Annotated in this window: 24 protein-coding genes and 2 pseudogenes; 19 read left to right on the top strand and 7 right to left on the bottom strand. The window is 53.4% G+C overall.

Translation table 11 applies throughout. The annotated features are described in order from the left end of the window. Positions 1-238 precede the first annotated feature (238 nt). The 4 genes from GN112_RS22715 to GN112_RS22700 all read left to right on the top strand — a co-directional run bounded on the left by GN112_RS22715 (position 239) and on the right by GN112_RS22700 (position 5,143). Complete coding sequence (locus GN112_RS22715; RefSeq protein ID WP_155312298.1) at positions 239-1,540, top strand: KamA family radical SAM protein; 1,302 nt, start codon at positions 239-241, stop codon at positions 1,538-1,540. Positions 1,541-1,581: 41 nt separating this feature from the next. After that, entirely contained in the window at positions 1,582-1,824 is a 243-nt protein-coding gene (locus GN112_RS22710) for a hypothetical protein (protein ID WP_231717098.1), read from the top strand. Continuing rightward, positions 1,821-2,813, top strand: coding sequence for a D-alanine--D-alanine ligase family protein (locus tag GN112_RS22705; RefSeq protein WP_155312297.1), 993 nt, complete (start codon positions 1,821-1,823; stop codon positions 2,811-2,813). The genes GN112_RS22710 and GN112_RS22705 overlap by 4 nt, the downstream gene beginning before the upstream one ends. Positions 2,814-2,890: 77 nt before the next feature. Further along, a complete protein-coding gene (locus GN112_RS22700) occupies positions 2,891-5,143 on the top strand; it encodes a GNAT family N-acetyltransferase (protein WP_155312296.1) in 2,253 nt (750 codons plus the stop codon). Positions 5,144-5,283: 140 nt separating this feature from the next. Here GN112_RS22700 and GN112_RS22695 read toward each other — a convergent pair whose 3' ends face one another. Beyond that, positions 5,284-5,853 (bottom strand): GAF domain-containing protein, encoded by a 570-nt coding sequence (locus GN112_RS22695; protein ID WP_155312295.1) that lies wholly within the window; start codon positions 5,851-5,853, stop codon positions 5,284-5,286. A gap of 276 nt (positions 5,854-6,129) precedes the next feature. Here GN112_RS22695 and GN112_RS33820 point away from each other — a divergent pair, with 276 nt between their 5' ends. The 4 genes from GN112_RS33820 to GN112_RS22680 all read left to right on the top strand — a co-directional run bounded on the left by GN112_RS33820 (position 6,130) and on the right by GN112_RS22680 (position 8,415). Further along, positions 6,130-6,330 (top strand): hypothetical protein, encoded by a 201-nt coding sequence (locus GN112_RS33820; RefSeq protein ID WP_155312294.1) that lies wholly within the window; start codon positions 6,130-6,132, stop codon positions 6,328-6,330. Continuing rightward, positions 6,323-6,805: an acyl-CoA dehydrogenase family protein gene (locus tag GN112_RS34495; RefSeq protein ID WP_231717097.1), complete on the top strand. Its 483-nt coding sequence runs from the start codon at positions 6,323-6,325 to the stop codon at positions 6,803-6,805. Before GN112_RS33820 ends, GN112_RS34495 begins: the two co-directional genes overlap by 8 nt. Then, positions 6,802-7,539 (top strand): acyl-CoA dehydrogenase C-terminal domain-containing protein, encoded by a 738-nt coding sequence (locus tag GN112_RS34490; RefSeq protein WP_231717096.1) that lies wholly within the window; start codon positions 6,802-6,804, stop codon positions 7,537-7,539. Before GN112_RS34495 ends, GN112_RS34490 begins: the two co-directional genes overlap by 4 nt. 135 nt (positions 7,540-7,674) lie before the next feature. After that, on the top strand, positions 7,675-8,415 hold the full coding sequence (locus GN112_RS22680) for an enoyl-CoA hydratase-related protein (protein ID WP_155312293.1): 741 nt from the start codon (positions 7,675-7,677) through the stop codon (positions 8,413-8,415). A 409-nt stretch (positions 8,416-8,824) separates the two neighbouring features. Here the strand turns inward: GN112_RS22680 and GN112_RS22675 are convergent, their stop codons facing one another. After that, on the bottom strand, positions 8,825-9,493 hold the full coding sequence (locus tag GN112_RS22675; RefSeq protein ID WP_197743377.1) for a queuosine precursor transporter: 669 nt from the start codon (positions 9,491-9,493) through the stop codon (positions 8,825-8,827). A gap of 181 nt (positions 9,494-9,674) precedes the next feature. Here GN112_RS22675 and GN112_RS22670 point away from each other — a divergent pair, with 181 nt between their 5' ends. The 3 genes from GN112_RS22670 (at position 9,675) to GN112_RS22660 (ending at position 13,457) form a co-directional block, all read left to right on the top strand. After that, the gene (locus GN112_RS22670; protein ID WP_155312292.1) at positions 9,675-10,901 is read left to right on the top strand and encodes a molybdopterin molybdotransferase MoeA; all 1,227 of its coding nucleotides are present in this window, start codon (positions 9,675-9,677) and stop codon (positions 10,899-10,901) included. 131 nt (positions 10,902-11,032) lie between these two features. After that, positions 11,033-12,964, top strand: coding sequence for a molybdopterin biosynthesis protein (locus tag GN112_RS22665; RefSeq protein WP_155312291.1), 1,932 nt, complete (start codon positions 11,033-11,035; stop codon positions 12,962-12,964). A 73-nt stretch (positions 12,965-13,037) separates the two neighbouring features. Continuing rightward, entirely contained in the window at positions 13,038-13,457 is a 420-nt protein-coding gene (locus GN112_RS22660; protein WP_155312290.1) for an archease, read from the top strand. 31 nt (positions 13,458-13,488) lie between these two features. Here GN112_RS22660 and GN112_RS35390 read toward each other — a convergent pair. Beyond that, a pseudogene (locus tag GN112_RS35390) lies at positions 13,489-13,587 on the bottom strand (hypothetical protein); the annotation flags it as partial. Positions 13,588-13,732: 145 nt separating this feature from the next. Here GN112_RS35390 and GN112_RS22650 point away from each other — a divergent pair. Further along, positions 13,733-15,961 carry an NADP-dependent isocitrate dehydrogenase gene (locus tag GN112_RS22650; RefSeq protein WP_155312289.1) on the top strand — a complete coding sequence of 743 codons (2,229 nt, stop codon included), beginning with the start codon at positions 13,733-13,735 and terminating at the stop codon, positions 15,959-15,961. Here GN112_RS22650 and GN112_RS22645 read toward each other — a convergent pair. Both GN112_RS22645 and GN112_RS22640 read right to left on the bottom strand, forming a co-directional pair. After that, a complete protein-coding gene (locus tag GN112_RS22645; protein WP_155312288.1) occupies positions 15,956-16,582 on the bottom strand; it encodes a cytidylate kinase-like family protein in 627 nt (208 codons plus the stop codon). The genes GN112_RS22650 and GN112_RS22645 overlap by 6 nt on opposite strands. Before the next feature lie 123 nt (positions 16,583-16,705). Further along, a complete protein-coding gene (locus tag GN112_RS22640) occupies positions 16,706-17,098 on the bottom strand; it encodes a response regulator (RefSeq protein ID WP_155312287.1) in 393 nt (130 codons plus the stop codon). Between the two features lie 347 nt (positions 17,099-17,445). Here GN112_RS22640 and GN112_RS22635 point away from each other — a divergent pair, with 347 nt between their 5' ends. The 3 genes from GN112_RS22635 (at position 17,446) to GN112_RS35385 (ending at position 20,654) form a co-directional block, all read left to right on the top strand. Beyond that, entirely contained in the window at positions 17,446-18,756 is a 1,311-nt protein-coding gene (locus GN112_RS22635) for an ISL3 family transposase (protein ID WP_155310574.1), read from the top strand. Between the two features lie 114 nt (positions 18,757-18,870). Beyond that, complete coding sequence (locus tag GN112_RS22630; protein WP_155314348.1) at positions 18,871-20,052, top strand: ATP-grasp domain-containing protein; 1,182 nt, start codon at positions 18,871-18,873, stop codon at positions 20,050-20,052. A gap of 113 nt (positions 20,053-20,165) precedes the next feature. Continuing rightward, complete coding sequence (locus tag GN112_RS35385; protein WP_197743375.1) at positions 20,166-20,654, top strand: nitroreductase family protein; 489 nt, start codon at positions 20,166-20,168, stop codon at positions 20,652-20,654. On the opposite strand, the gene GN112_RS34485 is transcribed toward GN112_RS35385, so the two are convergent. Beyond that, positions 20,569-21,825: a hypothetical protein gene (locus GN112_RS34485; RefSeq protein WP_231716904.1), complete on the bottom strand. Its 1,257-nt coding sequence runs from the start codon at positions 21,823-21,825 to the stop codon at positions 20,569-20,571. The genes GN112_RS35385 and GN112_RS34485 overlap by 86 nt on opposite strands. A gap of 214 nt (positions 21,826-22,039) precedes the next feature. Between GN112_RS34485 and GN112_RS22615 the strand changes: the two are divergent. Further along, positions 22,040-22,342 (top strand): annotated as a pseudogene (locus tag GN112_RS22615) (nitroreductase family protein); the annotation flags it as partial. Here the strand turns inward: GN112_RS22615 and GN112_RS22610 are convergent. Next, positions 22,326-22,568 (bottom strand): hypothetical protein, encoded by a 243-nt coding sequence (locus GN112_RS22610; RefSeq protein ID WP_155312286.1) that lies wholly within the window; start codon positions 22,566-22,568, stop codon positions 22,326-22,328. The pseudogene GN112_RS22615 and the gene GN112_RS22610 sit on opposite strands and share 17 nt — an antisense overlap. Before the next feature lie 258 nt (positions 22,569-22,826). On the opposite strand from GN112_RS22610, the gene GN112_RS22605 reads away from it, so the two are divergent. The 3 genes from GN112_RS22605 to GN112_RS22595 all read left to right on the top strand — a co-directional run bounded on the left by GN112_RS22605 (position 22,827) and on the right by GN112_RS22595 (position 24,946). Continuing rightward, positions 22,827-23,150 carry a hypothetical protein gene (locus tag GN112_RS22605; protein ID WP_155312285.1) on the top strand — a complete coding sequence of 108 codons (324 nt, stop codon included), beginning with the start codon at positions 22,827-22,829 and terminating at the stop codon, positions 23,148-23,150. Between the two features lie 28 nt (positions 23,151-23,178). Further along, on the top strand, positions 23,179-23,436 hold the full coding sequence (locus GN112_RS22600) for a hypothetical protein (RefSeq protein ID WP_155312284.1): 258 nt from the start codon (positions 23,179-23,181) through the stop codon (positions 23,434-23,436). A 76-nt stretch (positions 23,437-23,512) separates the two neighbouring features. Next, positions 23,513-24,946, top strand: coding sequence for an RtcB family protein (locus GN112_RS22595; RefSeq protein WP_155312283.1), 1,434 nt, complete (start codon positions 23,513-23,515; stop codon positions 24,944-24,946). Positions 24,947-25,036 lie beyond the last annotated feature (90 nt).

Raw genomic sequence — 25,036 nt, 5'->3', positions numbered from 1 at the left:
TGTTTTACCCGGCGGTTTTGCCGGCATCCCGCTCCGGTCTTCATCAGTTGGATCTTCAACAAAATAAAAACAGCAGCAATGGAAAAGCATTTTTCAGCGTTCGGACCATGATGCAACCTAATTCCAGCGCGTTTGTTACTTTGGCAATAAAATTGCTAATGGCAAAAATTAGATGGTGGCCTTCTCTTTTCCGGCACGCATCAATGAATAGGACCATCAATAAAGGAAAACAGACGCCATGCATGTCATCGTAAAAACCAACCAGCAAGAAAACGCGGTTCCAACCCAAGCGGCCCCGGAAGGGGACGACGACCCGTTTGACCCCGGCAGCGGTAGGCCCCAATCGCCTGCCCAATCCGCCTCCAAACGTAGTGGACGCATTGTCCGGTTCCCCACCCATCGCGCCGGAATTCTTAACCCGGCAGTCAGATCGTTCCGCAAGAAACATTTTCCCGGTATCACCACCAAACTCTGGAATGACTGGCAGTGGCAGACCAGCCACCGTATCCGCAGCCTGAACCAGTTGGAGAAGATGATCGTCCTCTCCGACGTGGAGCGGGCTGCCTTTAAGCAGTCCGGGACCACCCTGCCGCTCGGAATTACGCCCTATTACATGAGTCTGGTTTCTCCGGACAATCCGGATCAGCCCATCCGGCGCACGGTGATTCCAACCATACACGAGACCGTGCATACCACCGGTGAAGCCGACGATCCGCTGGGCGAGGATGCCATGAGCCCGGTGCCGGGCCTGGTGCATCGCTACCCGGACCGCGTGCTCTTGCTCTTGTCTGACTTCTGCTCCACCTATTGCCGTTACTGCACCCGCTCACGGGTGGTCGGCCATGGGGCCATCCACCCCAGCCGCAACCGGCTGGAGCGTGCCTTCGCTTACATCGAGCAGACGCCGTCGGTACGCGATGTCCTGATCTCCGGCGGCGACCCGCTGATGCTCGGTGAGGAGAAACTCTCCTGGGTCCTTTCACGGCTGCGTCAGATCCCCCATGTGGAGATCGTGCGCATCGGCACCAAGGTGCCGGCCGTACTGCCCCAGCGTATCACGGCGCGCCTGGTGCGCATGCTGCGTCAGTATCACCCCCTGTGGATGAGCCTGCACTTCACCCACCCGGACGAGTGTACGCCCGAGGCCTCGCGCGCCTGCGCCATGCTGGCCGATGCGGGAATCCCCCTGGGTTCCCAGACCGTGCTGCTCAAAGGCGTCAACGACAACCTGGAGACCATGCGCGAGCTCGTGCACAAACTGCTCAAGATGCGCGTGCGCCCCTACTATCTGTATCAGTGCGATCCGATCACCGGTTCCGCCCATTTTCGTACGCCCGTTGAGACCGGCCTTTCGATCATCCGCGGCCTGCGCGGATTCACCAGCGGGTACGCCTTGCCCACCTATGTGATCGACGCTCCCGGCGGTGGCGGCAAGATTCCGCTGATGCCCGACTATGTGGTCGGCCGCGAAGACGATGCCCTGATATTGAGAAATTACGAGAACAAGCACTACCGCTACCCCGAACCCTGCAACCGCTGAATGGGTTGCATGTCCCTTACACCTGTGAGGAGATGGTATCCATGTCCCTGACCATCGGACTGACCTATGACCTGCGCTCGGCCTATCTGGCCGAGGGTTTCACCGAAGAAGCGACCGCCGAATTCGATCGTGACGATACGGTGGCGGCCATCGAATCGACCCTCCAGTCACTGGGCCACCGTACCGAACGCATCGGCCACGGCCGCCAACTGGCTGAGGCCCTGGTGGCCGGCCGGCGCTGGGACCTGGTCTTCAACATCGCCGAAGGCATGTACGAAAGATGAAAGTCGCCATTGTTCACGATACCGTCGTCGACACTGACAGCCTTGATGCCAGGGATGTGCTGGCCCAGGCCGATGCCGTGGCCGGTGCGCTCCTGCTGCTGGGCCACGATGTCAGCCGCATCGCCTGCAGCCTGGATCTGGCCGGGATCCAGCAAACCCTCCAGGATTTGAAGGTCGACCGGGTCTTCAACCTAGTGGAGTCCATCGGCGGTCAGGGCCGGCTGATCCATCTGCTGCCCTTCTGCTTTGACGCCATGCCCCTGCCCTACACCGGCGCCCCGGCCGAAGCCATGCTGCTCACCTCCAACAAGACCCTGGCCAAGCGGTGGATGGCGGCCGCCGACATCCCCACCCCGGCCTGGATCGGCCCGTGGCCGGGCGGCCATGGTACCGTGCAGGGCGGAAACGATAAAAAACGCACCTGGATCGTCAAATCGGTCTGGGAACACGCCTCCATCGGTCTTGGACCGCAGAGTCTGATCTTTGATGCGACGGCCGATACGGTTTTCCCGGGCCTGGCCGAACGGGCAGCTTCGCTGGGCGGAGCCTGTTTTGCCGAAGCGTTCGTTGCCGGCCGGGAGTTCAATCTCTCCCTCCTGGCCGGGGAGAACGGCCCCACTGTGCTGCCGCCGGCGGAGATTATTTTCGATGGTTACAACGACGCGATGCCGCGCATCGTGGACTACCGCGCCAAGTGGGACGAAACCGCCTTTGAATATCACCACACACCCCGGCGATTCGTTTTTCCGTCATCCGACAGCGACCTTCTGGAAGGTCTGAACGCCATTGCCCTCAAGTGCTGGCACCACTTCGGCCTGGCCGGTTACGCCCGCGTCGATTTTCGCGTTGACGGGAATGGCAATCCCTTTGTTCTGGAGATTAACGCCAACCCGTGCATTGCTCCAGATGCCGGATTTGCCGCGGCCTTGGAGCATGCAGGAATCGCCTTTGACGACGCCGTCCGGAGAATTCTGACCGACGCATGCTGATTGTTGCCGACATCCATGACACTCAATGGGATGGGGTTGCCCCCTGAAACAAGCAGTGCCACCAGAAAGCCCACACCATGCTTCGCATCCGACGCATCTATGACAATGTTCTGCCGGTAAACAAGAGCACCCTCTCCCAGGTGCAGGAGATTCTGCGCAGCCAGTTTCCAGCCATTGATCCCAAAGAGATCGAAACCATCGCCGAAAAGCTGCGCAATCCGTTCAAACAGCGCTTCCGCATGATCCTTTTCGTGGCCGAAAGCATCAAGGGCAAGGTGCATGGATTTGCCCTGCTGCTTCACGAACCGGAAATCCGTTTCACCTATCTGGACTGGATCGCCACGGCCTCGGCGCGTGCTGGTGCGGGCATCGGCGGTGCGCTGTACGACCGGATCCGCCAGGAGTCATTGGCCCTCAAAGTAGGCGGATTGTTCTACGAATGCCTGCCCGACGATGCTGACAATTGTCCCGACCCGGCCGAACTCAAGCAAAACCAGGCGCGCCTGCGCTTTTACGAACGCTACGGCGCCCGTCCGATTGTCGATACGGCCTATGAATCGCCGGTTAAACCGGAAGACACCGGCATGCCCCATCTGGTCTTTGATGACCTGGGTACGGACCGCACGCTACGGAAAACGTTTGCCCGGCAGGTGGTGCGGGCCGTTCTGGAAAGAAAATATGCCGCTTACTGCCCGGCGGATTATGTGGACAGGGTGGTGGCGAGTTTTCGGGACGACCCGGTCCACCTGCGCCCCTATCGCTACGTCAAACCCGAAACCGTCATCAAAATGGTGGAGAGCCGTTCGACCGAACAGATCGCCCTGATCGTTAACGACCGGCATGACATCCACCACGTGAACGAACGGGGTTACGTGGAATCGCCGGTGCGGGTGAAAAGCATTTTGAAGATCATCGAACCCAGCGGGCTGTTCACGCGCATCAAACCGCGTCCCTTTGCGGACAAACATCTCACTGCGGTGCATGATGCCGATTTCGTGAGTTATCTCAAACGGGCCTGCGCCGAGGTCCCGGCCGGAAAATCGCTTTATCCGTATATTTTCCCCATTCGCAACAAAACCCGGCCGCCCAAAGAGCCGTCCGTGCTTTCGGGATATTATTGTATCGACACCTTCACACCGATCAACGCCAACGCTTACCTGGCGGCCCGGCGCAGCGTGGACTGCGCCCTGACCGCAGCTCGCGAAATCCTCGACGGCCGCCGTCTGGCCTATGCCCTGATCCGTCCCCCGGGCCACCATGCCGAACGCCGTTCCTTCGGCGGTTTCTGTTATTTCAACAACAACGCCATCGCCGCCCAATACCTGTGTGCCCACGGCAAGGTGGCCATACTGGACGTGGATTACCATCACGGCAACGGAGGCCAGGATATCTTTTACCGCCGCAGCGACGTACTGACCGTCTCGCTGCACTGTCATCCCAAGTTCGCCTATCCCTATTTCTGCGGGTTCGAAGAGGAACGGGGAGAAGGTGAAGGAGAAGGCTTCAATTTGAACATCGCCTTGCCCGAGGCCCTCGACGGTGAGAAGTACCGCAATGCCCTGTCACGGGCGTTGCGCCGCATCGAGGAATATCGACCGCAGTTTCTGGTTATCGGTCTGGGGCTTGACCCGGCCAAAGGCGACCCCACGGGGACATGGTCGCTGACACTCAGGGATTTTGCTGCCAATGGCCGCATGATCGGTGCGCTGGGCCTGCCCATGGTGGTCGTTCAGGAGGGTGGCTACCGTACCCAGACCCTGGGCAAAAACGCTCTGGCCTTCTTTCGGGGATTGATCGAAGGGGCAGACCAATGGGCCGACAGCCGGCATGCACCCACGCATCGTATCCACGGTGTGGTCCTGCGCGATGGGGTGGTTCCCGAAGATGGTCCGCGTGTTCGCCGCCTGGTGGAGGTCACCGGTTTTTTCCACCCCGATGAGATCGATGTGGCTGAGGAACTGGTTGTCGAACGTCTGCAGAAAGGGAATGCCTCCGGCTACCATTTCGTCATGGCCGACCACTACGGCCGGCTGGCCGGGTACGCCTGTTTTGGTCCGATTCCCTGCACGGCGTCCAGTTTTGATCTTTACTGGATTGCCGTTCACCCGGACTTTCAGGGTCGCGGTCTGGGCCGGCGGTTACTGGTGGAGGCCGAACGGCGCATCAAGGCCGCTGGCGGCAGCCGCATCTACGTGGACACCTCCCAGCGTGTTCAATATGCCAGCACCCGCGCCTTCTACGAAAGCTGCGGATACCATCTGGAAACGGTACTCAAGGATTTCTATGCCGTGGGGGATGGTAAGGCAATCTATTGCAAGGCGCGGATCTGATTTCCGGCATCTATAAGGGTTTTACCAGCCTGTATCGTCGTGGGCTTTTTTACGCATAGCGGGGCTATGTGTAGAAAAGCCCAACGCAGAAGACGGATGAAAAGACAAGCAGGCGGGTATATTCTTTGACAGAAATCGCCTTAAACCACATCAGGCAATACGAAGGCCGCTTTCCCCTTGAGGTTCTTAAGAATTTCAATACTTGTCTTATATCCTTTGTACATGCGGCACATATCCATCGCCATCCCACATATTTGAGCGACGGCCTGCAGTATGGTGATGTCTTGGATTGAGAATTCCCAAGGTTCGGACGTATACACACGCAGTGCGCCAATAACATTGTTGCCTGCAATAATCGGGACACCCAGCAGGGACGCAATTCCTTCTTTTTTGGCTGCCTCGGGATATTGAATCCGCGGATCATCTTGTACGTCGTAAATCGCAATCGGCACCTGGTCTTTTGCTTCCGTTATTTCTTGCATATAAGCGACCGGCCCCTTGTCTAAATACTCATCGCTCAACCCGACAGAAGCTGTCAAACCCAATTCACGGGTTCCTTTCTTGATCAAAAATATGGAGCACCCTTTAACTTTGAAAGCATTCTTTACCCCTCCTGCCGTTAAATAAGCGACTTCCTCAGGATCTTTACATTGTGAGATTGCACCCGTCAATTGAATGAGCGTCGCATAATGCATTTCATGATCTTTCATGGAGACCTCCTTTTTTTTTAGGCCCTGACATTAAAACGACCCACGTTCTTTTCATGATCCCAATTCATTTTATTATAAGTATTTGATCAATTAAATGTCAAGCAAAAGGAGGTAACGAATAGCTATTTTGGAAGGGGTATGGATGTAGGATAGTTTGGCGGTTGTTTTTTACCGCACACGCCAAAAATGTAATTCCGCATCTTTTTTCTTGACACATACTATAATGTTTTTTAAGTACCAAATATGGTTACTTTATTTTCATATATGGTACTTAAAATGCAAAGACGTTCAAGGAGACCTTTCAAAACGACTTCACCTATCTTAAATGAAAAAGAGTTCGTTTCGATTGTCGGACGCAAGGATGACATGATCATTTCTGGAGGAGAAAACGTTCAACCGGCTCAGGTCGAGGAAATTCTCAATGAGAACCCAATGGTTACCGATTATAAGGTAACGAAAGAGAAAAAGCATGACTGATTTTAAAATCGACACCAGGGATGTTTTTTACATTCTCAAAGAACAGCTCAATTACGCGGCCCTATGCGATCTGGCGCCATTTGCGGATCTGAACGAAAAAACCCTTGACCTCATGGTAAACGAAGCGATTCATTTCGCCAAAGGCGTCCTCGACCCCCTGAATCGGATTGCCGAAGAGACTCCGTTGGCATTTACAAATGGGGAGGTCCGCTGCCCGGCTGAATTCAAAGAGGCGTTTTGGCAGTATGGAAACGATGGCTGGACCGCCGCAGTCGGTGATCCAGCCTACGGTGGCCAGGGATTCCCGCTGATGATGCGCATTGTGATCAATGAAATGATGTATGGTGCCTGCCAGGCCTTCAACAGCGCCCCGAGTCTGACATTCGGCGCGGCCCGGTTGATTCACAGCTTCGGCAGCGAGTCGCTCAAGCAGCTTTTTGTGTCCAAGATGTTCAGCGGATGCTGCTGTGGATGAAAGCGACCGCGGATGAGATGCGCTCGATGGTTTACACCGCTGCCTTTTGGGAAGACCTGTCCAAGGGGCTGCCGCCCGGGCCTGAAAAAATACGCTACCAGAACCTGATCGACTTTATGACTCCGATTCTGAAAGCCTACTGTTCGGATACGGGTGTTCGCGTTTGTGAAACGGCCATGCAGTGCCTGGGCGGGTACGGATACTGCCGGGATTATCCCATTGAACGCTATCTGCGCGACGTCAAAATCATGTCCTTGTACGAGGGAACCAACGGCATCCAGTCAATGGATCTAATGGGACGTAAGATGCTGATCAGAGATGGCGGCTGCCTGAAAGCCTTTCAGGAGGAGATCGACGGCTTTTGCGCCACCCACCGGAATCACCCTGTCCTTAAAAATCAGGTCGCTCAACTGGCGTCCACCGCGGGCGAGCTCTGGTCGTGCGCCATGGAAATGCGCGCGCAAATGAAAACCGACCCGCTCCAATGGGCCTCGACCACTTACCCGGCGCTGCTGGCGTTCGGAGACCTGACCATGGCCTGGCGGCTATTGGATATGGCGGTCATTGCCTCTGACCGGGCCACTAAAAACGGAAGAAAAAATGATTTTTTCAAAGGCAAAGTGTATCAGGCGACCTGGTTCGTTGACACCACCCTGCCCCACACGATAGCCAGAATCGGCACCTTCCTGCGCCAAGGCCGTGAAATCGTAGATATTCCGGACAATGCTTTTTAAAAAGAAGCCGATGCAACCGGAAATCAAAGACAAGATTGCCCTGATCCGCATCGACCACCCACCGGCCAATGCCTGGGATCTTACGACCATGCAGGCCTTTATAGACAAACATCGAAAAAAATAAGTTAACAAACCATCAATCGGCCCGAAAAATACAATGCCTGTACGTCTCTGACGCTTCTGGAACTGAACAAGGCGCTGACGGATGCCTGGGTCGATGCCACCGTTGGGGTGGTGGTGTTTACCGGTACCGGCGAGAAGGCCTTTTGCACCGGCGGCGATCAGTCCATCAGGGATAAAAGCGGGTATGCCGGCTTCATTGCGGCGCTGCCGGTGGAAGTTGGCTGGCAGACCGTGTCCCATCTGATCCGGAGCATCCCCAAACCGGTCATCGCCCGGGTGAATGGCTACGCCATCGGCGGCGGGCACGTATTTCAGGTCGTCTGTGATTTGTCGATTGCCGCCGAAACCGCCAAACTGGGCCAGGCCGGACCCAAGGTCGGCAGCTTCGATCCGGGATATGGAACCGGTGACCTGGTAAGGGCGGTCGGATTGAAGAAGGCGAAGGAAATTTGGTATATGTGCCAGCTGTACACGGCCCATGAGGCACTCGAAATGGGGTTGGTCAATAAGGTGGTGCCCTTGGATCATCTGGACAGCGAAGTCGACCAATGGTGTCAGGCACTTTTGGAAAAAAGTCCCACGGCCCTTAAAATGCTCAAATATGCCTTCCACGCTGAGACCGACGGGGTTGCGGGAATCACCAATCTGGGTGTTGGTGGATTGAGTATGTATTATGGAACCGATGAATCCCTGGAAGGCAGAAATGCCTTTATGGAAAAACGAAAACCCGATTATTCCAACTATCGCAAATAAATAGTGGGAAAATGGTCGGCGTTTGTAGGCGCACTCAGTTAAGGCGATTGGGGGATTACCGAGTGGCGTCAAAGCGATTATATCCTTCGCAAAACCAAAAAGGCGTTCAACCTGGTCCGCAGACTCATATTTTGTGAGCGGCCATTCTGCCATATCCTGGATATCGATTCCCGTATTGAGTTAAATCTCAATATTTGCAACATGAAATGGCGAGGAGTACGGACGTCAAATTGCCCGTTATGAACGGGCGACGGCGACCCCCCAGAGCAATGCTCGCCAAATTTGAACAAACCAAGAAGAAAAACAAATAGCGGAACCCAATCGCGTCAGGGGAGGCCTCGAGGCCTCCCTCGCTTACACTGCCGGGCATACGGATTTCGCGCCACGGTGGTCCCTTCAACTCTCATTCCTAAGATACTGTCACCCCTGAGACATTACCCGGATGGATGCCGCATTTCCTGCGGATCAGATAAACGATGAAATACACCACCGGCGTATCCAGCACGGCGATGGCCATTTTGACGATCCATTGACCGACGATCAGCGAGCCGATGGGCATCACCCCGTAAAAAGCGATGGTGATGAAAATGAATGAATCCAGAAATTGGGAAACAGCCGTTGAAAGGTTGTTGCGCAACCACAGGTGGCGATTGTCGGTTTTCTTCTTCCAGAAGTGAAACGCCCAGACATCGTGGTACTGGCTGACCAGGTAGGCAATAAACGAGGCCACGATAATACGGCTTGTCGACCCCAGCACGGAGTTGAACGCGCCGGCGTTGTCCCAAAACGGGGCCTTGGGCCAGGCCAGGCTCAACTGCACCAGAATCAACACCCCCACCAGCGCCATGAAGCCACCAAAGACCACGTCGTTGGCCCGCTCCCGGCCCCAGATTTCACTGATCACGTCGGTACAGATAAACGTGACCGAATAGGCCAGCACCCCTGCCGGCACATACAGCCCGGCAACGGTAATGATTTTGTTGGCCAGCACGGATGCAATGGTGATACTGCCGATAAAAATGCTCAGCAGAATGATAAAGGGTCGATCAGTTGGGGTAATGGTATTCATCTTTTCCATGATTTCTGTTTTCGTTGGTTCAAGTTTGATATAGATTGACTTGTCACTCGATGCTGAATGTATTACACGAAAAACCGTCGGTCAAATTTGGTCGTCCAAACAGACAAATCTGCCGGCAGATCATCGTACCAACAGCGACCGTCACGGCAGGCCGTGCATAGCAAAAAGAGATCACAATGTCATGAAAGAATTTTTCAATGTTGAAACCATCGAAGCGGTCCTCGCCCAGGTGGCTGACTTTCCCGTAGTGGATACGGAGGAAATCCCCCTGGCCGAATGCCTCGGACGGGTGCTGGCCGAAGAGATCGCCAGCGATGTGGACATTCCCGATTTCAACCGCTCCACCATGGATGGGTTTGCCGTCAGGGCATCCTCCACCTTTGGCGCATCCGAGGCCAACCCGGCCTATCTTGCCGTCAAGGGCCAGATTTCCATGGGCGTCCGCCCCGACATGACCATCGGTCCGGGCGAGGTAGCCCGCATCGCCACCGGCGGTATGCTGCCCGAGGGGGCGGACAGCGTCATCATGGTGGAGCACACCGACATACTGGACGACACCACCATTGAGGCCTATCGCAGCGTGGCACCGGGCCAGAACACTATCGAAAAAGGCGAGGATATCCTTAAAAGCGAGCCGGCCCTGCCCCGGGGACGCCGCATCCGGCCACAGGAGGCCGGTCTGATCGCCGCCTGCGGCCGCACGATGGTGACCGTGTTCCGGCGCCCCATGGTGGGCATTATCTCCACCGGTGACGAAGTGGTACCGGTGACCCAGGCTCCCGGCCAGGGCCAGATCCGTGACATCAACTCCCACAGCCTGTCCGGGCAGGTTCTGGAGGCCGGCGGCGTGCCGGTGACCTTCGGCATCGTCAAGGACAGCCGCGACGATCTGATGGAACGTTGCCAGCGGGCCCTGCAGACCACCGACATGGTGCTGATCTCCGGCGGCAGTTCGGTGGGGGCGCGGGATTTTACCGTAGAGGTGCTCGATGCCCTGCCCGACACCGGAATCCTGGTCCACGGCATCTCCATCAGCCCCGGCAAACCCACGATCCTGGCCCGTTCCGGCCACAAACCCTTCTGGGGGCTCCCCGGCCACGCGGTCTCGGCCATGGTGGTCTTTGCTGTGGTGGTGCGCCCCTTTCTGGATCGATTGTGCGGGCTGTCGCAGGCCACAAAAAAGTTCCCCGTGCAGGCCGTCCTGAACCGCAACCTGGCTTCGGCCCAGGGACGCGTGGATTACGTCCGGGTGAGGCTTTTCGAATCCGACGGAACGGTCATGGCCGATCCGATTCTGGGCAAATCCGGTCTGATTCACACCATGGTCAAGGCCGATGGGTTGATCGCCATCGGCATGAATACGGAAGGGTTGTACCAGGGCTCGGTGGTCGAGGTGATACCGCTTTAAAGGGCAGTGTTAAGTTGATGAATGCCACCGATCTTATAAAATCAACGTTCATCCTTCGCTTAACACTGACGAATGAACTGGAATCCATCGTTTAAAAAACGTATTACGAAACACCATATGGAGCTGTATCGGTGAATACCAAGCGCAACGTTTATCTCAACATGAAACCACTGGATGAAGCCCTGAAAATCCTCTTCGACCACTTTCCGGCCACCGGCAGCATGGCCGCCGAATGGGTATCGCCGCCCGACGCCGTGGGCCGTGTGCTGGCCGAACCGGTTTTCGCCACCGTCTCATCGCCCAACTTCCACGCCGCCGCCATGGACGGGGTGGCGGTCAAGGCCGTGGACACTTTCGGTGCCAGCCAGACCCGGCCCAAGGAACTGGCCGTGGGCACCCAGGCCAAGTTTATCAATACCGGTCACGTCATGCCCGAGGGCACGGATGTCGTGATCATGATCGAAAACATCCAGACCGTCGGCGAGGATCGTATCCGTATCGAGGCACCGGCCTTTCCCTGGCAGCATGTGCGCAAGATGGGTGAGGATATCGTGGCCACCGAGCTGCTCTATCCCCGTGGCCACGTGGTGACCCCCTACTGCATCGGCGCCCTGATCGCCGGCGGCGTCTACCAGGTGCCGGTCAGGCGCAAACCGCGCGTGCTGATCATTCCCACCGGTTCCGAACTGGTGGACTGGCGCGTCACCGACCCCAAGGATCTCAAACCCGGTCAGGTGCTGGAAAGCAACGCATTCGTGCTGGAACGTATGATCCAGGCCTGCGGCGCGGAAGCCATCCGGCATGACCGCGTCATCGACGATCTGGACCTCATTCGCCAAACTGTGGCCGATGCCGTGGCCGGCGACGTAGACATGGTCATGACCATTGGCGGTTCGTCGGCCGGCTCCAAGGACTACGCGCTGCCCATGCTCAAGGACCTGGGCGAGATGCTGGTCCACGGGGTCACCATCATGCCCGGCAAGCCGGTAATTTTGGGCGACATCCAAGGCAAGCCCTTTTTCGGTATTCCCGGCTACCCGGTGTCGGCGATCATCATCTGCGAGCAGTTTGTCCAGCCCCTGATCAAACGCATGATCGGCGTGGCCGATGATCCGCGCCCAACCGTGGCGGTGGTGCCCACGCGCAAGATCGCTTCCAAGTTGGGCGTGGAAGAATTTCTGCGCGTCAAGCTGGGCCAGGTAGGCGAGAACATCGTGGCCACGCCCCTGCCCCGCGGGGCCGGCACGATCACCAGCATCACCGAGGCCGACGGCATTATCCGCATTCCGCGCCAGTCCGAAGGCATCAAGGACAACGACCCGGTGGTCGCCGAACTGATCAAGCCCCTGTCGGCCATTAAGAACACCATCGTCATCGTGGGCAGCCATGACAACACCCTGGACGTGCTGGCCGACCAGCTGCGGGCCGGCGACGCGGCCCTGACGCTCTCCTCCAGCCACGTGGGCAGCATGGGCGGCCTCATGGCCGTCAAACGCGGCGTGTGCCACCTGGCCGGCGCCCACCTGCTGGACACCGAGACCGGTCTCTACAATCTCGCCTACATCCGTCGCTACCTGCCCGACACCCCGGTTCGGCTGGTCAACCTGGTGATGCGCGACCAGGGCCTCATCGTCCCCAAAGGCAACCCCAAGGGTATCCAGGGCATCGAGGATCTGGGACGCGACGACATCACCTTCATCAACCGTCAGGGCGGATCGGGCACGCGCATCCTTCTGGATTACCGGCTGGGCCAGATCGGCCTTTCCCCGGAAAACATCAACGGCTATTCGGACGAAGAGTTCACCCATATGAATGTGGCCGTGGCCGTGCTCAGCGGCAGTGCCGATGCCGGACTGGGCATCTATGCCGCCGCCAAGGCCCTGGACCTCGACTTCATCCCCGTGGTCACCGAACAGTACGACCTGGTGATTCCACAGGTTCATCTGGAATCGAAAAACATTCAGACCCTGCTGGCGACCATCCAGACACCGGTATTCAAAAAGCGGGTGGAGGCCCTGGGCGGGTACAGTATGGAGAAGACGGGAACGGTGACGACGCCGTAATCACCCTGGGGGCGAAAAATTTTTCGCCCCTACAAACAAGCCCTGGTACGGTTGAATTTTTCAGCGCAGCCCAATGAAAAAGCCATACACCCTTCTGGATCACACCGCCGACCTGCGGATCCGCATTAGCGGCGGTGACATGGCCGAATTGTTCGCAAACGCCGCCCTGGCCCTGGCCGATCTGATCTGCGATCCGAATACGCTCATATCCGATGAGACCCTGACCATTGAGATTGAAGGCAACGATCCGGCCGATCTGATGGTCAATTATCTGCGCGAGTTGCTGTACCAGTGGACGGGCAACGAAAAGCTGATTAACACGGTGGACATTCTCAACATCTCAGACAACGCATTGTCAGCCCGGCTCCACACAACGCGCTATAACGCCGATCAGCACGCCATCTTAAGCGAAATCAAAGCCGTCACCTACCATCAGATCGCCGTGGAACCGGCGGCAGATGGCTGGCAGGCCACCGTGGTGTTTGATACCTGATTGTTTTCAGGGGCAATGGTCCCCGGCCTCAGTTACCGCTTCGCTGCATATGGGCCAGGGACATGATGGGAATCAGATGGCCGACATGAAGGCTGTCAGCCGTGGGATCAAAACCAATGTAACACCTGGCACCGCTTTGCGAAATGATTTCCTCAATATTGATTGCTTGATTCCATATTGACACTTAGGCTATTAATCAAGGCCTGAAATACATTTTCGATTTCGTTCGTGAATCCAAAGCGGTGGAGAGAGAGAGAGGAGCAATAGCAATCCAAATGAAACCATCTTCGATCATCTGGACCAAAACCGACGAAGCCCCGGCGTTGGCGAGCGCTTCATTACTTCCCATTGTTCGTTCATTTTTGAAGCATGCCGGTATCGACATTGAAGAGTACGATATCTCTCTTGCCGGGAGAATTCTTGCCAATTTCGCTGATTTTTTGCCAGATGATCGGGAAATGCCGGACTACCTTGCCCGACTGGAAGAATTGGTTCAACAGCCCGGAACCAATGTAATCAAATTGCCCAATATCTCCGCCTCGGTCCCCCAGCTTACCGCTGCGATCAAGGAGCTCCAGAACAAAGGATACCCTGTTCCGGACTATCCTGAAGCACCTCAAACACCGGAGGAGGAAAAGCTGAAGCAGCGCTTTTCAAAAGTGCTGGGATCGGCGGTCAACCCAGTCCTCAGGGAGGGCAATGCCGACCGGCGGGCGGCAGCTTCGGTAAAGGCCTTCGCCCTTAAAAATCCTCATAAGATGATGAAACCCTGGCCCGAGACCGGTTCCGTTACCCAGGTGGTCCATATGACGGAAAAGGATTTTTTCGGCAGCGAAAAATCCGTTGTTCAGGGAAAGGCTTGCACGGCCCGCATCGAATTTCACCCGGAAGCGGGGGAGGCCATTGTTCTCAAGAATCGGTTGGACCTGAACGAAGACGAGGTGTTGGATACCTCGGTGATGAATGTCCAGGCCCTGCGCGATTTTTACGCAAGCCAGCTTGACGTGGCCAAGGGAAAAAAGGCTCTGCTCTCGCTCCACCTGAAGGCCACTATGATGAAAGTGTCCGACCCCATCATGTTCGGCCATTGCGTCGCCGTTTTTTTCAAGGATCTTTTGGACAAACACCCAAAAACCTTGGAGGATCTGGAGGTCAACCTGAACAACGGCATCGCGGACCTTCTGGAAAAAATCGAACGTCTGCCGGAAGCGCTTAAAAACGGGATCATAGCGGAGATCAAGGCGACATTCGAATCCCAGCCCGATCTTGCCATGGTGGATTCGGACAAGGGGATCACCAACCTCCATCGTCCCAACAACGTCATCATCGACGCCTCCATGCCCAACATCATCCGGGACGGCGGGAAAATGTGGAACAAGGAGGGGAAACTTCAGGATACCATCGCCGTGATCCCGGACAGGAGCTACGCCACCATGTACCAGATGGTGATCGAGGACTGCAAGGCACACGGCCAGTTCGATCCGGCCACCATGGGCAACGTCTCCAATGTGGGACTGATGGCCAAAAAAGCCGAGGAGTATGGCTCGCACGACAAAACCTTTGTGGCTCCCGGCGACGGTGTCATCAAGCTCATGGATGATCAGAACAACTGCATCATGGCCCAGACGGTGGAAACCGGGGATATCTTTCGCATGTGCCGAACCCAGGACGAGGCCATCCGTGACTGGGTAAAGTTGGGCATTGCACGGGCCCGGGCTACGGGCGCGCCGGCCGTGTTCTGGCTTAATCCCGAACGGGCGCACGATGCCCGCATCATCGAAAAGGTTAACGCCTATCTTCCCCTGCATGACACTGGCGGCCTCGATATCCATATCATGACGCCGGACGAAGCCATGCAGTTCACCCTTGGCAGGGTCCGGGAGGGAAAAGACACGATTTCGGTAACCGGCAACATCCTCAGGGATTATCTGACGGACCTGTTTCCCATCCTGGAGCTTGGAACCAGTTCCCGAATGCTCTCCATTGTTCCCCTACTCAAGGGGGGCGGATTGTTTGAAACCGGTGCCGGCGGTTCCGCCCCCAAGCATGTGCAGCAGTTTCTGGAAGAGGGGCACTTAAGGTGGGATTCCCTTGGCGAATACTGCGCGTTGGTGCCCTCCCTGGAGCTTGCGGCGAAGATGGATGGCAACGCCAAGGCAGCCCTGTTCGGCCGGGCTCTGGACCATGCCATCGGCATTTACCTGGAAAACGGAAAAAGCCCTTCCCGTAAAGTCAAGGAGATCGATAATCGGGGAGCAACCTTCTATATCGCTCTTTATTGGGCGAAGCAGCTTGCCGCCCAAGACGAAGACAAGGTCGTGAAAGATATCTTTTCGCCGGTCGCTAAAGCGCTCCATGAAAATGAAGCCGCCATTGCAGAGGACCTTTTGGCCGCCCAAGGCGGCAAGGTGGATATCGGGGGTTATTACTATCCGGACCCGGCAATGACCGATAAGCATATGCGGCCCAGTCCGGTATTTAACCAAATCGTGGATCGGTTATGACTCAGCGTTTTTTTGTTTCGCCAAATCGCAGACCCTATCCCGAGCCGTTTCCAGCGTCATTTGGCTCATGTTGAGCACGAGATCGTATAATCGCGGGTCTTCATAGTCAGCCTTCCCCAGCCGTTTGTATAGGCTCGCCCGTCTGCGATCTTCGTTGTTCACCGTTCGTTCTGCTTTCTTCCGGTCCATTTCGTACCGGTCCATCATAAATTTTATACGGTTTTCGGGTTCGTCCACCAATAAGACGTGGACCGCATCGGGATGGTCGTTGAGAATGTACTGGCTTCCCCGTCCCAAAATCACCACATTGCCCTCATCGGCAAATTGGGCAATGATCAGCACCAGGTAGTCCAGATAGATCTGTTCATCCAGGTAGCCTCGCTCATCTCCCAGTACACGGTCCAACCAGCGCTGGGAGACCATGCTGGAAATAAAGCGGGAAAGTTTGCTGCCGGCCTCCTTTTCAAAGGATTCGACCCAATGGGTGGAAACATTCGCCTCCTTGGCCACACGTTGAACGACATAATTATCGGCAAAGGTATACCCCAATTCATCAGCCACCATTTTACCGAGGGTGATGCCGCCAGCGCCGAACTGCCTTGATACGGTAATGACCGCCATCGCTGCCTCCTCAATGTATCGTTGCGGGTTGGGATCGTCTGGTTGGGTGTTTTAAAACGTTTTACCGGTCTTCTGGATGCCCATCGCCAAGTGAATCAGACCGGTACCCCACCCGTGGGCAGTTTAGTCCAGGAATTTTTTGATTTCCCGGGCGAGATCATCCGGTTCGACGGGTTTTTCCAGGTAGCTTTCTGGTTCGGGAACGGCCTTACCGCCAAATTCGGTCAGCGCCTTCTGGGAGCGTAAAAATGTGCGTTTGGCAATACCGGACAGCATGATTACAGGAATGCCAACCAATGACTTATTCGATTTCAACTCCCGATAAAGGCGAAGGCCGTTCTGTTTGGGCATAAGAACGTCCAAGGTCACCAAATCCGGTGGATTTTTTTTAAGGATTTTCAGCCCCTCTTCACCATTGGCTGCCTCGATCGGTGTGTAACCACACTCCTCCACGACAGTAGCGTTAAACATCCGCACATCCGGGTCGTCGTCCACAATCAACACTTTTTTGCTCATTATCATCCTCCTTTAAGGTCAATCTGCCGTGTAGCTGAACTATTTTATTCATGACAAGAAAGAAGCTTCCATCTCTATTGCGAACCTACAATCGCATTTGAGACCAACTCGTTATGAGGAAATTAGGATGACAGATGCACTGAGAGTACCTTGATTCGGCTTTCCATGTCAATTGTTGAAGATAAATGGCGCTCTGTTTTTCGGTCGGGAAAGCATAGGGCCCGCATCTTAAATATTAAGGATCATCGCGGAATAGTGTGATTCCGAGATATACAGGTACATTTTACTGGACATCAGGAACTGCTTGTGACTATATGTAATGGGAAAAACTCTTTGGAGGATTTCCCATGAAACTACTGCCGTACATAACATCATTTGTAAAGGACGCCGCAAAGTCCGTGAAACGAATTAGCCAGCAGGAATTCACAAGTGTCGCAGATAACACATTGACAGAATTGCTGGGCATAGCGACCTTGTTCGTTACTATGTATGCCCTTCGTCGCGAAGGGGATGAAGACGTGCTGCATCTTCGATGTGCCCATCGTGAAGAGGTTGCTTTGTGTCCCCATTGTGGGGCTCTTTCAACAAAAGTTCATCAGGAGGAGCCTCGTTGCGTACGACATTTGGATGTTTGGGGTAAAAAGACCTTTTTGCATTTCCTGTCCCGCCGTTTCGAATGTGATCAATGTGGTAAGGTTTTCACCGAGGAATTACCATTCGTTGATTCCCATCGTAGGCAATCTTCTGCTTTTGAGATGCGTGTCTATCAATCTTGCCTTACCAGTACACGTAAGGATGTTGCTAAACGTGAGGGGTTAAGCCAATCCACGGTTAAAGAGATCTTCAATCGTCTCGCGGCATTGAAAAAGAGTGTTGGCGTTGACGGCCTGACCCGGGTGCTGGGAATCGATGAAATTTCGCTTAAAAAACGCCACAAGCAATTCGTTCTCGTGATTTCGGATATTTCCAGAAAGTGCATTCTCGCAGTGCTGCCTGACAGGGAGAAACAGACACTGGAAAATTGGATCGAATCGCTGAGTGATCAACAAAAAAAGGCGATCCGATTTGTTTCCATCGATATGTGGGCGCCCTATTATCAAGCCGCTTGCAACAAGCTTCCCCATGCCAAGGTGGTGGTCGACCGGTTCCATGTGATGAAACAACTCAACCACCGTCTGACCCAACTTCGAACCAGATTTCAAAGGCAGTGCGATCCTGAAACACAAAAGATACTCAAGGGTAGCCGTTGGCTCATCGTGCGTAACCGATCCGAATTGTCGACAAAGCAAGCTGATCACTTGGATCAAATATTGGAATTGTGTCCTGATCTTCGCGCATTGTACCTTTTAAAGGAGGAGTTCCGCACGATTTTTGAGAAAGTCAGATGCAGAGAAAAGGCAGCCCGATTTCTTGATGTATGGTGTTTGAAGGCCGAACGTACAGGTGATAAATATCTTTCAAAGTTCTGTAAGACCTTGAAGAACTGGCGAGAGCAGATCTTAAATTACTTCATCGAAAGAATTACAAATGGGTTCGTTGAAGGTACCAATAATTCCCTCAGGGCTATTATACGCATGGCATTCGGCTACAGAAATTTCAACAACTTTAGGATACGGGTACTCGCAGGATTAGGTGATTTTCACACTAATCCGCGATGAGCCAATATTAATTATTGCAGAACCGGTCGATTTTGGTTAAGGCAGGCAAATCCAAACGCAAAGGACACCAAAGATGCCCATAAAAAAAACATCAGAACAAATAGTGTGGAAAAAATGATTTTTATTGATAAGCCATTCGTTTCTGATTTTTTAAAAACAACAATTGAAGAAAACGGTTTTCCCGTTGTCAAAACGAAAATGGCAGAAAAACTCGGTTTTACAAAAGGGCCCAACATAATTAATGAAAAGGCTGCCATCCAAAAGGCAAAATCTTCAAAAAATATTCCGATCTACACTACTTCTGAAAATGCTATTGGCTGGATCGCCGAACATCTGTCCGATACAAATCTCCCCCGAAAAATTGATTTGTTCAAAGACAAGGTAAAATTCCGGGCCCTGACAAAGACAATGTATCCTGATTTCTATTTCAGAGAAATCAAACCAAACGAATTGGGCAATCTGTCTATGGAAAACATTCCTATGCCATTTATTATCAAACCCACCGTTGGTTTTTTTAGCATGGGAGTCTACAAAGTCACTGATCCCAATAAATGGAAGCAAATAAAAGAGGTGATCACGTCTGAAATAATCAGCACGAAAAATTTATATCCAAAGGAGGTTTTAAACACCACCGCATTCATTATTGAACAGTATATTGAAGGAGAAGAATTCGCAGTCGATGCCTACTTTAATGCTTCCGGAGAACCTGTAATTCTCAACATTCACAAGCACATATTTTCTTCCAACGATGATGTTAGTGATCGTATTTACATTTCGTCAAAAGAAATCATAGAAAGCAATATAGACCAATTCTCGGCATTTCTGAAGAAAATAGGGAAACTGTCAGAGGTGAAAAATTTTCCTGTCCATGTTGAAATCAGACGTGATCGCGCCGGTTCAGTGTGGCCGATTGAAATCAATCCAATGCGATTCGGTGGCTGGTGTACAACTGCCGACATGACTTATTTCGCCTATCAATTCAATCCTTATGTCCTTTATTTTTCCCAAAAACGGCCTGACTGGAAAGAAATTTTAAAAAATAAAGAAGGAAAACTTTATAGCATCATCGTCTTGGACAACTCCACAGGTATTGAAGGAAATCAAATAACTGCATTCGATTATGATTTGTTGCTATCCAAATTTGAAAAACCACTCGAAATACGGAAAATTGATTACAGGGAGTATCCCGTTTTTGGTTTTCTGTTTACGGAAACAAAAGAGGAAAACTTCTTTGAACTGGAAAGGATTCTCAAATCGGATTTAAAAGAATTTGTTACTTTTAACGCATTTGGATGAAAAATAATGCTCAGAAGTGCAGCGGCAGAGCCCAGGGCAACCGCATGTAGATTTCCAGGTTGCTTTTCTTCCCAAAATTAGAGCGTCCATGAATGTCAAAGACCAAATGAAAAATGCCAAATGGTGGTATTCTATCTATTTTAAATCGATTTCATCCTTCATTTGGCATTTTCCCACTTTCGGGAATGGTGCGTGTTCAGGAACGGCCGGTTTTTGATTTTACTTGCGATTGCCCTGCGGCAGAGCCCAACCCGCTTGCAACCGTCGGCGCTTTATGCATTAGAGGATATACGATAATGAATGTTTCAGAAGCAATCACAAAAAGAAAAAGCGTAAGAGCCTACTTGGATAAACCGGTCCTCGCCGAGGATCTGGCAAAAATCGTCGAGGCGGGTCAATGGGCTCCGAATGCCGGAGCATTTCAGATTTCAGTGATCCGTAATGCCGGGCTACGACAACGGATCAATGACCTGACGCATAGTGCTATGGTCAATTCCGGCGTTGAATTTTTACTGATTATATCGGATTTTGGGGAGGTCTCCGGTACCCACCCAAAGAAGCCGAAACGTACAAGTTTTGCAACCAGTTGTTGTGATATCTGAATTGGTTTAGCTGTTCCGCCGGACTTTTAAATCCATTGTGCAACTTAACCGTTCGAGGATTGTATGGTGAAAAATTATTGATGAGCGTCCATCCTCGAATACTCAACTGCGCTGCATCCATCGATCCATGAAAATATTGGGTACTGTACAGGTGGCGATCCATTCTTTGCATCAACCGGTCAACCATGTTACTGGTTCGGTGTGCTTTAGGATGATCGTAGGCAACACGATAGGCGGCAATGTTTTTCCGTAACTTCGTTATGGGATCTATGATAACGGATGGCACAGCATTCTTTTCGCACCATTCGTACAACCTTCTTATTCTTTGGGAAAACGATGCCTTACTTTCAGCGCGATAACACTCCCATAGCTTTGATGCGGCGTTTTCAAAAATATCTCGGTATTTCTTTTTGGCACGGTCACGAATTTTGATAAACACATGAAGAAAACAGCAAATGATAACTACTGCCGGGAAGAGGAATTGCCACGCATTTCGGGTGGCTTTCCAGCCGTCCATATTCACGGTTTCCGGTGAATATTCCGGCTTTATACACTGGGCCTCTTGTTTGTACACTTGATACGCATCTGTTAACGCTTGTTCTCCGGCGTCTTTGGCAACGGCTGCACCGAGAATACAGCCATCACCAACTGTCGTGGCCACATACGTTTTTTCACCTAAAATTCGAGTATGCTTTTCATCAGCGGCAAGATGTTCGGGAACATCTTGAGGATTTCGGACAGTTGTTCCGACAATGCTGTTTCGCCCGATAGATTGTTCGATTCGATACCAATACATGGGATCTTTTCCGAAAACACGACTTATGGCCCAAAATGGTATGTCGAACTTTCTAAAAAACATTGCATCTTCGATTTCGTCAACAAATCCAACGAGGTATGGCAGTACAAATGAAGGACGAATGGTGTAAGCAACACCGGATATTTTAATTCGACGGATCCATATGGATTGTTTTTTTGAGTAATAAAGATCCTTCATCCGATATCCATTTTCGATTTCAGCCGGGAATAATTCCGGAAACAGTTCGATCCTTTTGTTTACGGAAGTTCTGAAATCAACCGGGTTGAGTATGTTGCATTCATAATTGCCTTGAGAAAAGGGCAAACATATGATTCTGTTGTTTCGGTTAGCGGATCTTGTATCTGCTATTCCCATATAGTTAGAGACCTCCTTTGGCGGGATGTGTCTCTAACTATATAAAATTATTAGTAAAAAGTCTAGACTCAAATCTTCAATAATATCAACATGTTGTGTTTTTGTCGGGGGATAGGCCACTGTATGTTCGGCTTATTGGAATCAAACTCCCCAAAATCCGTTATAATCAGAATTTTTACAGCAGAGGGTCTCCCTTCCAGGATATCAGCCGCTATATGGCGCACCGGTTCTGCTCCTTCTTTCCGGACCGACTGAGTCTCCATACAGCGCTGTCAATACCTCGCTCGCTGCGGAGAACATGATTCTTGAAGCGACCGAATTGGGTCTGGGCTCCTGCTATATTGTTTCCCCCACCTTAGCGTTGAATGCAGGAAATGACCGTGCTCTGGCGCAAGAGGCAGGCATCCCGGATGGCTACCAGCTCCAGTGTGCCGTCATCATTGGTTACGCCGCAGCTGAGAATAAGTTCACCGTTGGCGAGCGTACCCCAAAGGGGTCTGTTAACTACGTCGACTGATAGGGAGGATCTCGGCCTCCTGGAGCAGTTTCCGGAATCGTTGCCGTTCGGCGCTGACCACGGGATCGGAAACGACGGTGTCGGTAGCGGCTGTTTCAGCAGCGACGCTATTTAGCGATTTGAAGTAGCGGCGGGTGTCGTAGTCCCATTGTTTTTCAGCAACGTGTTGCGCCAGGGTTCTGGAGCGCGCCTGTTCGAGGGAGGCGGCAGCCGAAGCCGGAGGCACGTATCCGCGTGATCAATCCATGCCCTTGACCAGCACGTCGATTGGCATCGGGTAGGCAGGATTGAAGGTATCGCAGGGATCGTCCCGGGTGACTGAAAGCATGGTCCTTACTGCTTTTCTTGACAAATTGATGCATTGCACAAATTTATATTGACAGTTTACCTAATATGTTTATTATCCCAAATATAAACCACATGTTGATTATTATTGCGATGCGATAATAATGGTCAAATTCTTCAAAAGAAAGGTACGCTGAAAATGAATTTCAACCAAATCGCGAAACAGGCCGTTGATTTCCAGAAAATCGCTTTTACCAATTGGTACAACGCAGTGGCAATCGTCCAGGAACAGGCCGCCTCGGCAATGGAAACGATGGTGAGCCAGACCGACCTGCCGATGCCGGAAGAGGCCCGGAACGCAATAAACAGTTGGGTCAATGCCTGCCAGGAAGAGTTCAAGCGCTTTCATTCCTATGTGGAAAGTGGCTTTTCCGGCCTGGAAAAGCATCTTGTTCAAGAGACAAAAGCCGTGCCTGCCAAGGCCCCAAAGCCGGCCGCCAAAGAAAAAGAGCCCGTCAAATAACCCATTAGCAACCCAGGAAAAAAGAACCATGGATCAAAAACAAATGTTTAAACATATGGTCGACTTTAACCAAGTTGTGTTTTACAATTTTTTCCAGGCGTTGACATTGCTCCAGGGTCAGATCGAACGTATTGCCAACTCTGCCATCGATCAGGCCGATTGGATACCGGCTGAAAGCCTTAAGGCCATTGAACTTTGGGATCAATCCTTTAAAGATGCCTGCGATAATTTCAGAAGCAATGTCGATCAGAGCTATAAGCAGATTAAAAAGTATTTTGCCGGCTGATTGACAAGCGGCCGGCCACCACCGCTGCACATGATATGGTGTAACCCCAACACTTGCACGACCAGGGGTAACCGGCATGGAACTTAGACAAATTTCCCCATACTGTTATGAAATCCCGCGCACCGGCAACATGCGAGTGCCCGGCCGCATCTTCATGAACCATCGCATGGCCACTCAATTGGCCGAAGAGGAGGCCCTCAAACAGGTCGCCAATGTGGCCACCCTGCCCGGCATCCTCACCGCATCCATGGCCATGCCCGACATGCACTGGGGCTACGGCTTTCCCATCGGCGGGGTGGCGGCTTTCGACTGGAATGACGGGGTGATTTCGCCGGGCGGCGTGGGCTACGACATCAACTGCGGTGTTCGCCTGGCCGCCACCGGCCTCGAGGAGAAGGAAATCCGTCCCGTCACCGGCCGCCTGGTCCAGGCCCTGTTCGAAAACATTCCCACGGGTGTGGGTTCCACCGGGTCACTAAAACTCTCGTTAAAAGAGGAAATGAAGGTCCTGCGGGAAGGCGGCCGCTGGGCCGTGCGCCAGGGCATGGGAGACCCGTCGGATGTGGAATGCACCGAGGATGGCGGCTGCATGGACGTGGCCGATCCATCCGTGGTCAGCTCGCGCGCCCTGGAGCGTGGCACCAAACAATTGGGGACGCTGGGCTCAGGGAACCACTTTCTCGAAGTGGGGGTGGTGGACGAAATCTTCGATGAGGCCACAGCAACGGCCTTCGGCCTGTCCGAGAACCAAGTCACCGTGCTGCTGCATTCGGGATCACGCGGCCTGGGCTATCAAATCTGTGACGACTCGCTGGCCTTCATGAACAAACACGTCAAAACCCTGGGTATCGCGCTTCCCGATCGCCAGCTGGCCTGCGCCATGATCCGCTCCGCTGCGGGCGAGCGCTATTTTTCCGCCATGGCCTGCGCGGCGAACTACGCCTGGGCCAACCGCCAAATCCTGCTGCACCGCGCCCGGGAAACCTTCCAGCAGGTATTGGGCATCGGCCCACGGGAGCTGGCCATGCATCAAGTCTACGACATCTGCCACAACATCGCCAAACGCGAAACCCACACCGTGGACGGCAAACCCAAAACCGTCTGTGTACACCGCAAGGGGGCCACACGCGCCTTCGCCCCTGGCCATCCGGCAATCTGCGAGGCCTACCGGCACGTGGGACAGCCGATCCTGATTCCCGGCGACATGGGCACCGCCTCTTACGTTCTCGTCGGCACTCAAAAGGCCATGGACGAAACCTTCGGTTCCACCTGCCACGGCGCCGGCCGTGTGCTGAGCCGCAAAGCCGCAAAGAAAAAAAGCAAAGGACGCGCCATCCACCGCGAACTGGCCGACAAGGGCATCCTGGTCAAATGGACCGGCCGCAGCACCCTGGCTGAGGAGATGCCCGACGCTTACAAGGACATCGACCAGGTGGTGGAGAGCGTCCACGGGGCCGGTATTTCGAAAAAGGTGGCCCGGCTGCGGCCGATCGTTGTCATCAAGGGGTGAGAACTTCCGGTTTCCATCCATCCCCGACAGCGGCCTTTTGAAAAACGCCTAAACCTATCCAGCAATCGGCCGATACTTCCCCTTTGGGGG

Origin of the sequence: Desulfosarcina ovata subsp. ovata (genome assembly GCF_009689005.1) — a bacterium.
In the GTDB taxonomy this organism is placed as follows: Bacteria; Desulfobacterota; Desulfobacteria; order Desulfobacterales; family Desulfosarcinaceae; genus Desulfosarcina; species Desulfosarcina ovata.
Note: the sequence above shows the minus strand (reverse complement) of the source record. Positions and strands in the feature narration are given on the sequence as shown.